The organism is Maribacter sp., from assembly GCF_016744255.1.
In the GTDB taxonomy this organism is placed as follows: Bacteria; Bacteroidota; Bacteroidia; order Flavobacteriales; family Flavobacteriaceae; genus Maribacter_B.
This window is the reverse complement of record NZ_JADGES010000092.1, coordinates 1-13,754: the sequence shown is the minus strand read 5'-3', so window position 1 is coordinate 13,754 and position 13,754 is coordinate 1. Positions and strand designations below refer to the sequence as shown.

Below are 13,754 nucleotides of genomic sequence, written 5' to 3'. Positions count from 1 at the left end.
TGTAATTGGTAATGGGGGTAATTTGTTGCTTGATATTGGACCTAAAGCCGATGGAACGATTCCTGATGAACAGGTTCATATTTTAGAAGGACTAGGAAAATGGACTACGAAACATAAAGAAGCAATATATGGGACATTATCAGGTATACCTAAAGAACATTTTTATGGGCCTACGACCTTGTCTAAAGATAAAAAAATTCTCTATTTATTTGTAAAAGGCAACCCCAAAGGAGAAGTTGTAGTCAGAGGATTAAAAAATAAGATTAATCGTATTTGGGTGGTCGGAGAAGGAACTAAACTTTCGCATAAAGTAGTGGGGAAAGTATATTGGAGCCATTATCCAGGTATTACCTATATAAAAGTTCCGGAGAATGTATTAGATAAACAGATGACTGTTATTGCTCTTTTGTTAGATGATGAAGTTAATCTTTATAGGGAAGATGGTGCCGTAATAGAGAGTAATTAGTAGCGTTTTACTTTTTTATATAAAAGAGAGGCTACAGGATATAGGATTATTAATTTTAAAAAAACGTATATGAAAATGCATAAATACATCTTGTTGGCAACATTTTTTTTTATGATATTTTCATGTAAAACAGGCCAGTCTATTAAGCCAGTTGGTCCTTTGCCATCTACAAAACAACTGGCATGGCATGAAATGGAATATTATGCCTTTGTTCATTTTAATATGAACACCTTTACCAATATGGAATGGGGTTTGGGTGGAGAATCTCCAGAGCAGTTTAATCCGTCTGAATTAGATACTAGGCAATGGGCAAGAGTGGTCAAGGAGGCGGGTATGAAAGGTATAATTATTACAGCAAAACACCACGATGGGTTTTGTCTTTGGCCAACCAGTACGACAGAACATTCGGTTAAGAACTCGCCATGGAAAAATGGTAAGGGAGACGTGCTCAAAGATTTATCAAAGGCTTGTAAGGAATACGGTCTTAAATTTGGGGTGTATCTTTCTCCTTGGGATAGAGATCATAAAGATTATGGCAAGCCAGAATATATTACAGATTTTCACAAACAATTAAAAGAGTTACTTACATATTACGGCGATATTTTTGAAGTTTGGTTCGATGGTGCTAATGGAGGTTCTGGTTATTATGGAGGTGCTAATGAAACTAGAAAAATAGACAGTAATACGTATTATGAATGGGAAAAGGTTACTAAAATAGTTAGGAAACTGCAACCCAATGCCGTTATTTTTGGAGATGGAGGGCCAGATGTTCGCTGGGTGGGTAATGAAGAAGGTTGGGCCAATGAGACCAATTGGAGCATAATGCGTAGAGATGAGATTTATCCAGGTTGGCCTAGGTATATAGAATTGCGTTCAGGACATGAAGACGGAACGCATTGGTTGCCAGCAGAAGCAGATGTTTCTATCCGTCCTGGTTGGTATTATCACTCGTCGGAAGACCATCAAGTAAAATCAGTGCCTCAATTATTGGATATATATTATAATTCTGTTGGTAGAAATGCATCCCTTCTACTAAATCTTCCAGTAGATAATCGAGGACTGGTACATGAAACGGATGTGCAGCAATTAATAGCCCTACGTAAACAATTGGACATGGATTTTTCTCATAATTTGGCTAAGGACGTTAAAGTAAGTGCTACCAATGTTAGGGGTAAAAGTTATGAATATAGTGCAGGATTAATAAACGACGAAAAAAAGGAAACATATTGGGCAACCAATGATGGTGTTACCAAAGCATCCATAACTATAGAATTTGATATACCCACAGAAATTAATAGAATCTTGCTTCAAGAGTATATCCCTTTAGGACAACGAGTTCAAAATTTTATTGTAGAAGTCCAAGTAGATGGGCATTGGGAAGAAATAGATAGGCAGACTACTATTGGTTATAAACGTATTTTACGATTTAATACGGTAAAAGCATCCAAAGTCAAAATTCATGTATTGAATGCAAAAGGAGCCATTGCCCTTTCGAATATGGAAATTTATAGAGCTCCAAATTTACTAATAGAACCCCAGATAATTAGAAATAAGAATGGAATGGTAAGCTTATTGGTTCCTGATAAAAATGTAGAAGTCTATTATACGTTAGATGGGCTTTCCCCCTCTATTTCATCCATAAAATATGAAAAACCCTTTTTGGTTAATCAATCAGTAATGGTAAACTGTATGGCTTATGATCCTGAAAAAAAACAGCAGACAGGAACGGTATCAACATATTTTGATGTTTCTAAAAAAGAATGGAAAGTAATAGGGGCTACATCTGGTAATATACAAGATGGGGATAAAATGATTGATGATAATCCGAAGACTTTTTGGGCAACGGATAAAGGAGTTAAAAAGCCGCAAGAGGTTGTTATTGATTTAGGAAAGGAACATCAATTAACAGGATTTACCTATTGGCCAATACAAGAACGCTGGTCTTTTGGAATTATAACCCATTATGAATTCTTGGTAAGTGCTGATAATAGAAGTTGGGAAACAGTAGCACAAGGAGAGTTTGGAAATGTACTTAACAATCCCATAGAACAAAAAGTGAAGTTCAATGCCATAAAAGGACGCTACATAAAACTAAAAGGAATAGAAGTTATGGGAGATGATTTTAGGACTTCCTTTGGAGAAGTTGGAATAATTACATCAAATTAAAGTTATGGATCTACAACTAAAGGATAAAGTAATATTGGTAACCGGAGGGTCTAAAGGCATTGGAAACAGTATATGTAATCTACTGGCAAAAGAAGGAGCAATACCTGTTATTATAGGGAGAAATAAAAAAAATGTTGTAGATGCTGTAAAGGTAATCGAAGATTTCGGAGGTAAAGCTTTTTATGCGTTTGCAGAGCTTACAGATCCTGATCAGTGTAAAGAAGCTGTAAAACAGACCATAGATAAATTTGGAAGAATAGATGGGTTGGTTAACAATGCAGGAGTCAATGATGGTGTAGGCTTGGAGAATGGTAATCATGAAGATTTTGTAGAATCTATAAATCGTAATCTAACCCATTATTATTTAATGGCGCATTACGTACTGCCTGAGCTTAAAAAAAGTAAAGGGGTAATTGTTAACATCGGTTCCAAAACATCTATAACTGGGCAAGGAGGAACTTCGGGTTATGCTGCTGCGAACGGAGGCAGAAATGCATTGACTCGCGAGTGGGCAGTAGAGTTATTACCATACAGTATTAGAGTAAATGCTGTAATAATTGCAGAATGCTATACGCCCTTATATGATAAATGGATAAAAACATTCCAAGATCCGGAAGAAAAATTAAAAGAAATTACAAGTAAAATTCCTTTGGGAAAACGTATGACAGCCGGGGAAGAAATAGCGAATACAGTAATATTTTTACTGTCACCAAAATCTAGTCATACTACAGGACAATTAATTTTTGTAGATGGCGGATATACCCATTTAGACAGGGCTTTGTAGTGTTAATAGTTTTATAGAGATATTTTTGAAATCATTTTACACCATTAATCATTCTGTCACTTGCAAAGTGTACGACAAATAGAAATGTTGATTTTTTTTAATGGATAAAAGGAAAAAGGAAAGAGTTCTTTTGTGTTTTACGGGAGTGGTTTAGTTAGGCTAAAGATCTATAGAGATTGTGTAAGACAATCAGTATAAATATGTAAGCAAATGAAAAAATATTGTTTTGCACTCGATTTAATCGAAGATAAAAAGCGGATAAAAGAATATATAGCATATCATAAGAATGTTTGGCCAGAGATTATAGAAAGTATAAAAGAAGCCGGAATTTTAGATATGGAGATATATCATTTTGGGAATAGATTGTTTATGATTATGGAAGTAGATAAGTCTTTTTCTTTTGAAAGAAAATCACTTATGGATGCTAAAAATTCCAAAGTTCAAGAATGGGAAAAACTCATGTGGAATTACCAACAGGCTTTACCTATGGCTAAGCCAGGAGAAAAATGGATGTTGCTGGAAAATATATTCAAGTTATAAAAAACGAGAAAAGAATTTGTGAAAGTAAAAATATGAAGGAAATAAAATTTAACTCAAAATACCCGTCTATCGAAGATTTAAGAGAGCGGGCTAAAAAACGAATACCAAAATTTGCTTTTGAATATTTAGATGGAGGGTGTAATGAAGATGTAAACTTACATAAAAATACGGCCGAGATTCGGGAAGTAGAATTATTGCCTTATTATTTAAGCAAGCATACGGCCTCTACAATGAAAACAGAATTGTTTGGCCATACGTATGATGCTCCTTTTGGTATAGCTCCCGTAGGCTTACAAGGCCTAATGTGGCCAAATTCTCCAGAAATTTTGGCTAAAGCTGCTTTTGAGCATAATGTGCCTTTTGTATTAAGCACGGTAACCACTAGTAGTATTGAACGTATAGCAGAAATAACGGAAGGACAAGCATGGTTTCAGTTATACCATCCTGCGGAGAATAAACTTAGAGATGATATTCTAAAAAGAGCGGAAGCTGTAGAATGTCCAGTTTTGGTAATTCTTTGTGATGTTCCCACATTTGGATTTCGTCCTAGGGATATTAGGAATGGATTGGCAATGCCACCAAAAATGTCGGCTAAAAATATACTTCAGGTATTGGGAAAACCAAATTGGGCTATGCAAACACTTCTTCATGGGCAGCCAAATTTTGAAACACTAAAACCTTATATGCCTAAAAATTTAGATTTAAAACAATTAGGAAAGTTTATGGATCAAACTTTTTCGGGAAGGTTAAATGAAGAAAAAATAGCCCCTATCCGAGATATGTGGAAAGGTAAAATAGTACTCAAAGGCGTAGCCAATGAAGCAGATGCGGAAAAGGCGATTAAACTTGGTTTGGATGGTATTATTGTGTCTAACCATGGAGGAAGGCAATTAGACGCAGGAGAATCTACTATTAGGCCTTTAACGAGAATAGCAAAAGGTTATGGAGATAAGATAAAAGTAATGATGGATAGTGGTTTACGCTCTGGGCCAGATATTGCCAGAACTTTAGCCAGTGGGGCAGATTTTACATTTATGGGGCGTTCGTTTATGTATGGAGTATCTGCTATGGGCTCTAAAGGAGGAGATCATACTATTTCATTATTAAAAATACAATTACAGCAAATTATGGAGCAGATTTGCTGTGAAGATGTAATCGATTTTCCTAACCATTTAATATCTAAAGAATAAATTTCTTGAGCAGGATATCTATTTTTGTATATAAAGGTGATTAGTTTTGTCTATAAATGTAAAAGAAAATATTAATCTAGATACAAGTCTACCAATCCTTCTGGAGTAGAAACATAGATGGTTTTTTCTTTTCTATCTAATTTGGTAATAAGCTCATCTCTAACAGGGATGAGTATTTGTTTATCTCCTTTTTCAATTTCAAATAAGGCCTGCGAAGTGGTGTCATTCACTCCTGTTATAATACCTATATTTCCATGTACATCATCTATAACGGTATATCCAATTATTTCATGATAGTAAAATTGAGTACCAGTAAGTTTTGGTAAAAAGGATAAAGGAAGATATAATAGAGAACCCATGATGCGATCGGCATCGGACTCTGTTTTTACCTCTTCAAAATCTATACGTAAAAGGGTAGATTTATGTAAGCGACATTTGTCAATAAAAAATGGAACCAGATTGTTTCCTAGAGAAACAAATACTGATTCCATGTTTTCGTAAATTTCAGGGGAGTCTGTATCTATTTTAACTAGTACTTCTCCCTTGAAACTATATTTAGAGACGATTTTGCCTAAGTAGAAACATTCTTCCTTTTGCATCGTCAATAGTATCTATTCTTCTTCCGAAGATGCAGTAGCATCCTCAGCATCAGCAGCAACTTCTTCAACATCTGGTAAAGCAGCAGCGGCAGCTTCAGCAGCACGCTTTTCATTTACTTCTTTCTCAGCAGCTAATGCTTTTGCTCTTTCGTCAGCTTTAACTTTGTCTAATCCACTAACTTTATCCGCAACAGATTGTTCTTTTTCAGTTAACCAAGCAGCAAATTTTTCTTCTGCTTGCTCTTCTGTTAAAGCGCCTTTACGAACACCTCCTAAAAGGTGGTGCTTTAGCATAACACCTCTGTGAGATAAAATTGCTCTTGCAGTATCTGTTGGTTGTGCACCATTCTGTAACCACTTTACAGTGTTGTCTAATTTAAGCTCAATAGTAGCAGGGTTAGTATTAGGATTGTATATTCCTAATTTTTCTAAGAATTTACCATCTCTTTTTGCTCTTGCATCTGCAGCAACAACCCAATAGAATGGTTTTCCTTTTTTACCGTGTCTTTGTAATCTAATTTTTACTGGCATATCACATTAATTTGTAGGGTGCCCGACCCTTGGTTATTAATACATTCCTGCAAGGGCAGGAATCTTTTTCCTTGTTAAAGGGCTGCAAATATACGTCTTCCTAGTAAATAAAAAAATATTTATTAATTTTTAGATAAATATACTACGTCATTTTTTTAAGTATGTTTGTGGTTCTTGTTACTCGCAATTAATGAAGGGTCTATCATCTTCTGCTAAATAGAAGTCAATGTTTAGTGCGTTTTTATTGTTCATATTTATAAAATCAGTTTCAACTATTTTATAGCCAATGCCTGATGTTTTGATGAATAAAGCTTCGTTGCTAAAATCTTTTAATTTAAAAGAAAATTCACCATTCGGAGTAGTTTGAGTTTTTATGCACCCAATGGTTAATTCAATACCACCTAATAATTCATTGGTTTTAATGTCAAATACTCTTCCTGTGATATTTTTCTCTGGTAGATTAAGATTAGTGGTTAAGTTTAATAAATACCCACCTTTGTTTGATGTTGGAATCAATTTTCTTTTAGTGGTAGAACAGCTTATTAAAAGTAGTATTTGTATAAAAATTAATAATTTTTTTGAATATACCATAATATAGAGTTGGGAAATTAAACTCTTTAGTTAGTAGATATTGAAATTTTAATTGTTTTTTACCTCGGTACTTTATTGTTTGGGTTAATTTTTTATTTCATCTATCCATTTAACTAAATACCTACACCATTTAGTGGAGTTTTCTTTTTCATAGACATAAATTTTATTAAATATATCGTCTTTGGAAATTATTTTAATTATACCTTTTTTTTCTCCTTCGTCAATATATTTTTGTCGTAAATCATTTTCCATTTTCGTAATATCAGTTATTGATTGGAAATTTATTTCATTTATTTGGGAACTAGAGATTTTCAATCCTTTTCCCATAGATATGAAGTGTTCATTTGATATTATAAAATTTACCGACCCTTGGGAATCATAATATTTTTTATCTAGATTATTATCTATTGTGAATTTTAAATGAACAACTTCTGTTTTTTGAATATTTTGAGAATAAAACCCAAAATATAATAGCGGAATTAAAAGTATAAGTTTCATGATTTTTTATTTACATTCTTTGTTCCCATTAGATTTATGTGATCTGATAGTCTTTTTTACTCTTTCTTTTTCAGAGGAAGATAAATTCTCCCATGCAATTGTATCTTGCAGACCTTCCCAAGCTAAATCATTATAAAATGGATTAGTATTTTGGTTATTATCATATGCTTTTAGTATGTCAGCTATAGTTTGTCTGTAATGTTGCGCCATTTGCTGATGTTGCCAATTTTTGACATGACGTCTGTAATAATCATAAATTCCTGGAAAATCATTTTGAGATATTAATCCCCCCACTGACCTAACTTTTCTATATAATTCGGCATGTATTATTTCATGAGATAATGTTCTTGCTATCCCTAGTGTGGTTCTATCATTAAGAGTATTGCTGTTAATTTTAATTTCAATATGATTTGTTCCTGAGTTATTTGTAACAGCATTTGTTGAATTGTCTAAGTTTGTTGACATTGAAAATTTTAAATGTGCCACAGGGAAATCTCCATCAAATTTTTTGATAGCATTTTTAAGCCCCCAATCCTCATTTTTCATTTTATCAAAAACGCATTTAGCCTTATCTTTTAGTTCATCTATTATTTTATCATCAAATTCTCTAATAGCTTTATTTCTATAATAATTTGCATAAGCATGCCCCATAGAGGAATAATTATTTAGAGAATTACTCCATGAATAACGGTTATTTAACAATCCATCATTATAGCTATGCCAAGAAGAAGGGTTGTTGGTAACAACTACTTCCTCTAAGTTAATCTGACAAGGTGGATTTGGGTAGCCACAAGGGCCTGAGGAACTGATATTTGGTTTATTATATGCACCTATTATATTACTATTTTCAATCTTGAATCCACTAAGAACAATACCATATAAATTTGTTGTTACAATAGATCCAGTAAAGGAAATTTTAGCTGTTTCATTTATACTTCCCTTATTTGTGGGTTTTTTCTCTGGTATATGGTGAAAAAGAACAGTTTGTAATTCTCCATCAATTTCTATTTGTAATACTTGTGTTTCTACGTTATCAAATTTAGTCGTAGCATCTGCTATATTTAATTTAGCCTCGGTATTGCTTAAATCAACTTGATTTAAAGATTCTACATCAATTTTTAAGTCAATACCGTTTTTATCGGTACCTTTATTTAATTTATTAGCTAGGTTTAATGTGTTAAAATAATCAATAGTGTTTTTCAGAGGAACAGTACTTAAACCATCTTCTTGGAGATTGATTTTCTCAATAAGAGTATTGTCTTCTTTAATTTCATGGCTACAATTAAATAAGAATAGAGTAACCATTGCAATGGTTAAAATTCTAAAAAAGTGTTTTTTTGTCTTCATTTGGTTAAAGTTTAAAGTTAATAAAAATACTTGTTTTTTAAAAAAGTAAGATATTACTGCAATTTTCAAAAAAAACAGACAAAACAAAGTGGATGGCGAGGGAAATTCCCTCTATTTTTAGCAAATATTTGAAATTACTGTATTTTATTAGTGGTTTCATTTATTGAAAAAACAAAAACTACCGGTTATTATATGTTTTTTATAAATCCGTTAATAACTACTGTTGCCTTTCTGTAATATGAAAGCCAACTTTGGCTATTTTTATCTCCTTATTTTTTCTTGAAAGAACTTCTTTATGTATCTTATTTTTGACACTGAAACTACCGGATTACCTAAGCGCTGGAATGCGCCTATTACAGATACGGACAACTGGCCTCGCTGTATACAAATAGCTTGGCAGTTGCATGATGAGATGGGGAATTTGGTGGAGAGTCAAGATTATTTGGTACGGCCAGATGGGTTTAATATTCCCTATGATGCCGAACAAATACACGGAATATCTACAGAGCTAGCTGCGCAAGATGGTATTTCTCTTGCAGAGGTTCTAGAGAAATTTAACATCGCAATGTCTAAAACAAAGTTTATTGTTGGACAGAATGTTAAATTCGATTTAAATATAATGGGAGCAGAATTCCATCGGTTGGCTGTGGAAAATCCCTTACAAGAATTACCTGTTTTAGATACCTGTACCGAGCATACAGCTAAACTTTGCCAGATACCTGGTGGACGTGGGGGAAAATTTAAATTGCCAACACTAACAGAATTACACCAATTTCTATTTGGAAAGCCTTTTGGAGAAGCGCATAATGCTACTGCAGATGTGGAGGCAACTACGCGTTGTTTTTTAGAGCTTATTCGTAAGCAACAATACACCAAGGAGCAGTTAGATGTACAGCCCGATTATTTTAAGAATTTTAATGAGGTAAACCCTCAAGAGATTCAATTAATTGGTCTTAAGCACATCAATCTAAAAAAAGCATCTAAAAAAATAGCAGATGCACTTTGGGAAAAAGATACGGGTGGCGTTTCACAGGACGAAATAAATAAAAATTTAGCCTCTTTAGAGACTGCAGAATTTGTGCATTTGCATAATCATACGCAATTCTCGATACTACAATCTACTATTAGTGTTCCAAATTTAATACAAGCAGCAGCAAAAAATAATATGTCTGCCGTAGCTATGACGGATCATGCAAATATGATGGGGGCTTTTCATTTTGTTAATGGTGTAATTAACCACAATAAAGGAGTAAAATCACGTAATGATGCCAATGAAATACGATATGAAGCTACGCAGGAAGGTCGTTTAGAAGAAGGAGAAGAGCCTTTGCATGAGTTTGTGCCTGAAAAAGAAATAACTCCAATTTTAGGTTGCGAGTTTCAGGTTTGTGAGGATCATAAGGATAAAACGCAAAAGGATAATGGGTATCAAATTGTACTAATAGCTAAAAATAAAAATGGCTATCATAATCTGGCAAAAATGTCTTCCATTGCCTTTGTAGATGGTAAATATTACGTTCCAAGGATAGATAAAAAAGTAGTAGAGCAGTACAAGGAAGATGTCATTGTATTAACAGGAAACTTGTATGGAGAAGTTCCAAGTAAGGTTCTAAATGTTGGTGAGAACCAGGCAGAAGAAGCTTTAATTTGGTGGAAAAACACCTTTGGAGACGACTTGTATATAGAATTAATGCGTCACGGCCAAGAGGATGAAGATCGTGTAAATCAAGTATTAATTCGGTTTGCTAAAGAGCATAACGTTAAGTTGGTTGCTTCCAATAATACCTATTACGCAGAAAAAGAAAATGCGCATGCACATGATATTTTATTGTGTGTAAAAGACGGTGAAAAACAAGCAACGCCTATAGGTCGTGGTCGCGGTTATCGTTATGGATTGCCAAATCAGGAATATTATTTTAAGACTTCTGCAGAAATGAAGGAGATTTTTAAAGATATTCCAGAGGCTATAATCAACATACAAGAGGTAATAGACAAAGTAGAAACATATACGCTGGCGCGCGATGTATTATTACCTGCTTTTGATATTCCAGAAGAGTTTGCTTTTGCCGAGGATAAACTAGACGGCGGTAAACGTGGAGAGAATAAGTTTTTAAGGCATTTAACGTATGAAGGTGCTAAAATTAGATATGGAGACATTACTCCAGAGATTGATGAGCGATTAGATTTTGAACTTCAGGTAATTGAGAAAACAGGATATCCTGGTTATTTCTTAATTGTAGAAGATTTTATACGTGCCGCTCGTAAAATGGATGTGTCTGTTGGGCCAGGTCGTGGTTCCGCAGCAGGTTCTGCGGTTGCCTATTGTCTTTGGATTACTAATTTAGACCCTATTAAGTACGACTTGCTTTTTGAGCGTTTCTTAAATCCGGATCGTGTGTCCATGCCCGATATCGATATCGATTTTGATGACGAAGGACGTGGTCGTGTAATGGATTATGTAATTGATAAATATGGAGCCAACCAAGTGGCGCAGATTATCACTTACGGTACTATGGCGGCAAAATCATCTATTAGAGATACGGCAAGAGCATTAGATCTTCCATTGATGGATTCGGATCGTATGGCGAAGCTTATTCCCAATATGTCTAAGCTTAAAAAGATAATTGGCGTTGATGAGGCTACTCTTAAAAAGAAATTCAATAGCGAGGAACTTATAAAAGTAAATGAGCTTATAGCTATTTCGGAAGGGGATGGGCTGGAGTCCGAAACCTTAAATCAGGCTTATATTTTAGAAGGTTCTGTTCGTAACACAGGAATACATGCCTGTGGTGTAATTATTACACCAGATGATATTACCAAGTTTGTTCCAGTAGCACTTGCTAAGGATTCTGAAATGTATTGTACCCAGTTTGATAATTCGGTAGTGGAAGATGCGGGCTTACTAAAAATGGATTTCTTAGGGTTAAAAACATTGACCTTAATTAAGGATACCGTTAAGATTGTAAAGGCCAAACATGGTGTTGTGTTAGATCCAGAAAATTTTCCGCTAGATGATGTAAAAACATACGAGCTTTTCCAAAGAGGGGAAACGGTAGGGGTGTTTCAATATGAATCTCCTGGAATGCAAAAACACATGAGGTCCCTAAAACCTACAGTTTTTGCAGATTTAATTGCAATGAATGCCTTGTATCGTCCTGGGCCAATGGAATATATTCCAAGTTTTATTGCTCGTAAACACGGTACGGAAGAAATTATTTACGATGTAGATGCTTGTGAAGAGTACTTAGCAGAGACTTATGGAATTACCGTATACCAAGAGCAAGTAATGCTCCTTTCGCAAAAACTAGCGAATTTTACCAAGGGTGAGGCCGATGTTTTGCGTAAGGCAATGGGAAAAAAGCAAAAGCATGTACTAGATAAAATGAAGCCTAAGTTCATTGAACAGGCATCAGTAAAAGGGCATGCGGCAGATAAATTAGAGAAAATTTGGAAAGATTGGGAAGCATTTGCAGCCTATGCCTTTAACAAATCGCACTCTACTTGTTATGCTTGGATTGCGTACCAAACTGCTTATTGCAAGGCACATTACCCTGCAGAATATATGGCAGCGGTACTATCTAATAATATGAATGATATTAAGCAGGTTACTTTCTTTATGGAAGAATGTAAGCGTATGGGCTTAGATGTACTTGGGCCAGATGTAAACGAATCGTACTACAAATTTGCGGTTAATGATGCTGGAGCAGTACGTTTTGGAATGGGAGCAGTAAAAGGAGTAGGTAAAGGAGCGGTAGAAACCATAGTAGAGAATAGAAAAGAAGAAGGGCCTTATAAATCGGTTTTCGATATGGCAAAACGTATCGATTTAAGAGCATCTAATAAGAAAGCTTTTGAAAGTTTGGCGGTTGCTGGTGGTTTCGATTCTTTTGGAACAACCCATAGAGCGCAATATTTCCATACCGAAGGAGATGGGGTTACTTTCTTAGAAAAGATTGTAAAATCGGGTTCTAAATATCAAGAAAATCAGAATTCTTCGCAGATGGATATGTTTGGGGGAATGAGTGAAGCCGAAATTCCAGAGCCTATTATACCACCTTGTGAAGAGTGGGGAACTATGGAAAAATTACGCCGAGAAAAAGAAGTGGTGGGTATTTACATATCGGGTCACCCATTAGATGATTTTAAATCGGAGATAAAAGCCTTTACCAATGGTACTATTTCTTGTTTTACAGATTTGCCTGCTTATGTAAACAGAGAAGTTTCTTTTGCAGGAGTTATAACAGATGTGCAGCATAGAGTCTCTAAAAACGGCAAGGGATGGGCTATGTTTACCATGGAAGATTATATGGATACTTTTGAATTTCGAATTTTTGGGGAGGAGTATTTAAAGTTTAGACACTTCTTAATGATTAGCTCTTTTGCCTATGTAAAAATCTTTGTAAAAGATGGGTGGACCAATAGAGATACTGGTAAAAAAGGAGACCCAAGAATGCAATTTAATAGCTTTATGTTGCTGCAAGAAGTAATGGAAAGCTTTGCGAAAAAATTGACCATAAATTTAGATGTAGCGCAATTAAAGGAAGAAAATGTAGTACAATTAAAAGATACAATTAGCTCTTTCTCAGGTACGCAGTCTTTGAATTTTGTAGTTTATGAAATGGAAGAGAAGATTAAAGTTAGTTTAGTGCCCAGAAAACAGAAAGTTCAAATAACACCAGAATTACTTGCCGCATTAGAAGAGCAAGAAGTAAAATATAAAATTAATTAAGACTATAAATTTTGCTAATATCGCAATAGGAAAAAGGTATATTACGTTAGTAAGGAAGTGGGCTATAATTTGACTAAATTTGTGTAATATTTATAAAATAAAAAAACATGGCATTAGAAATAACAGATGCTACTTTTGATGAAGTAGTTTTGAAAAGTGATAAACCAGTAGTAGTAGATTTTTGGGCAGCATGGTGTGGACCTTGTAGAATGGTAGGCCCTATCATCGATGAGGTAAGTACAGAATACGACGGTAAAGCCGTTGTTGGTAAGGTAGATGTAGATGCTAATCAGGAATTTGCCGCCAAATATGG

Annotated in this window: 12 protein-coding genes; 7 read left to right on the top strand and 5 right to left on the bottom strand. The window is 34.6% G+C overall.

Annotation, left to right across the window (positions count from 1 at the left end):
* The 5 genes from QZZ51_RS13435 to QZZ51_RS13415 all read left to right on the top strand — a co-directional run.
* Nucleotides 1-466: alpha-L-fucosidase (locus QZZ51_RS13435; protein ID WP_291870515.1), on the top strand; the 466-nt coding region annotated here is incomplete at its 5' end.
* Between the two features lie 75 nt (nt 467-541).
* Nucleotides 542-2,632: an alpha-L-fucosidase gene (locus QZZ51_RS13430; RefSeq protein WP_291870517.1), complete on the top strand. Its 2,091-nt coding sequence runs from the start codon at nt 542-544 to the stop codon at nt 2,630-2,632.
* A 4-nt stretch (nt 2,633-2,636) separates the two neighbouring features.
* A complete protein-coding gene (locus QZZ51_RS13425; protein ID WP_291870513.1) occupies nt 2,637-3,416 on the top strand; it encodes an SDR family oxidoreductase in 780 nt (259 codons plus the stop codon).
* 210 nt (nt 3,417-3,626) lie between these two features.
* Nucleotides 3,627-3,956, top strand: a complete 330-nt coding sequence (locus QZZ51_RS13420) for an L-rhamnose mutarotase (RefSeq protein ID WP_291870511.1) — start codon at nt 3,627-3,629, stop codon at nt 3,954-3,956.
* 32 nt (nt 3,957-3,988) lie between these two features.
* Nucleotides 3,989-5,146 carry an alpha-hydroxy acid oxidase gene (locus QZZ51_RS13415; RefSeq protein ID WP_291870509.1) on the top strand — a complete coding sequence of 386 codons (1,158 nt, stop codon included), beginning with the start codon at nt 3,989-3,991 and terminating at the stop codon, nt 5,144-5,146.
* 71 nt (nt 5,147-5,217) lie between these two features.
* Here the strand turns inward: QZZ51_RS13415 and rimM are convergent, their stop codons facing one another.
* From rimM to QZZ51_RS13390, 5 genes are all read right to left on the bottom strand, one after another.
* Nucleotides 5,218-5,745, bottom strand: a complete 528-nt coding sequence (gene rimM / locus QZZ51_RS13410) for a ribosome maturation factor RimM (RefSeq protein ID WP_291870507.1) — start codon at nt 5,743-5,745, stop codon at nt 5,218-5,220.
* 12 nt (nt 5,746-5,757) lie between these two features.
* Nucleotides 5,758-6,276 carry a 30S ribosomal protein S16 gene (locus QZZ51_RS13405; RefSeq protein ID WP_291870505.1) on the bottom strand — a complete coding sequence of 173 codons (519 nt, stop codon included), beginning with the start codon at nt 6,274-6,276 and terminating at the stop codon, nt 5,758-5,760.
* Between the two features lie 177 nt (nt 6,277-6,453).
* A complete protein-coding gene (locus tag QZZ51_RS13400; protein WP_291870503.1) occupies nt 6,454-6,867 on the bottom strand; it encodes a hypothetical protein in 414 nt (137 codons plus the stop codon).
* Nucleotides 6,868-6,951: 84 nt separating this feature from the next.
* Nucleotides 6,952-7,365, bottom strand: a complete 414-nt coding sequence (locus tag QZZ51_RS13395) for a hypothetical protein (RefSeq protein WP_291870501.1) — start codon at nt 7,363-7,365, stop codon at nt 6,952-6,954.
* A gap of 6 nt (nt 7,366-7,371) precedes the next feature.
* A complete protein-coding gene (locus QZZ51_RS13390; protein WP_291870499.1) occupies nt 7,372-8,712 on the bottom strand; it encodes a hypothetical protein in 1,341 nt (446 codons plus the stop codon).
* 295 nt (nt 8,713-9,007) lie between these two features.
* Between QZZ51_RS13390 and dnaE the strand changes: the two genes are divergently transcribed.
* Nucleotides 9,008-13,441, top strand: coding sequence for a DNA polymerase III subunit alpha (dnaE, locus tag QZZ51_RS13385; protein WP_291870497.1), 4,434 nt, complete (start codon nt 9,008-9,010; stop codon nt 13,439-13,441).
* 107 nt (nt 13,442-13,548) lie between these two features.
* Nucleotides 13,549-13,754 (top strand): thioredoxin domain-containing protein (locus tag QZZ51_RS13380; protein WP_291870494.1); only part of this gene is annotated, 206 nt, incomplete at its 3' end.

What these genes read in the sequence shown, in the direction of transcription:
- QZZ51_RS13430 (WP_291870517.1), top strand. Translation starts at nt 542, where the DNA reads ATGCATAAATACATCTTGTTGGCAACATTTTTTTTTATGATATTTTCA.
- QZZ51_RS13425 (WP_291870513.1), top strand. Translation starts at nt 2,637, where the DNA reads ATGGATCTACAACTAAAGGATAAAGTAATATTGGTAACCGGAGGGTCT.
- QZZ51_RS13420 (WP_291870511.1), top strand. Translation starts at nt 3,627, where the DNA reads ATGAAAAAATATTGTTTTGCACTCGATTTAATCGAAGATAAAAAGCGG.
- QZZ51_RS13415 (WP_291870509.1), top strand. Translation starts at nt 3,989, where the DNA reads ATGAAGGAAATAAAATTTAACTCAAAATACCCGTCTATCGAAGATTTA.
- rimM (WP_291870507.1), bottom strand. Translation starts at nt 5,745, where the DNA reads ATGCAAAAGGAAGAATGTTTCTACTTAGGCAAAATCGTCTCTAAATAT.
- QZZ51_RS13405 (WP_291870505.1), bottom strand. Translation starts at nt 6,276, where the DNA reads ATGCCAGTAAAAATTAGATTACAAAGACACGGTAAAAAAGGAAAACCA.
- QZZ51_RS13400 (WP_291870503.1), bottom strand. Translation starts at nt 6,867, where the DNA reads ATGGTATATTCAAAAAAATTATTAATTTTTATACAAATACTACTTTTA.
- QZZ51_RS13395 (WP_291870501.1), bottom strand. Translation starts at nt 7,365, where the DNA reads ATGAAACTTATACTTTTAATTCCGCTATTATATTTTGGGTTTTATTCT.
- QZZ51_RS13390 (WP_291870499.1), bottom strand. Translation starts at nt 8,712, where the DNA reads ATGAAGACAAAAAAACACTTTTTTAGAATTTTAACCATTGCAATGGTT.
- dnaE (WP_291870497.1), top strand. Translation starts at nt 9,008, where the DNA reads ATGTATCTTATTTTTGACACTGAAACTACCGGATTACCTAAGCGCTGG.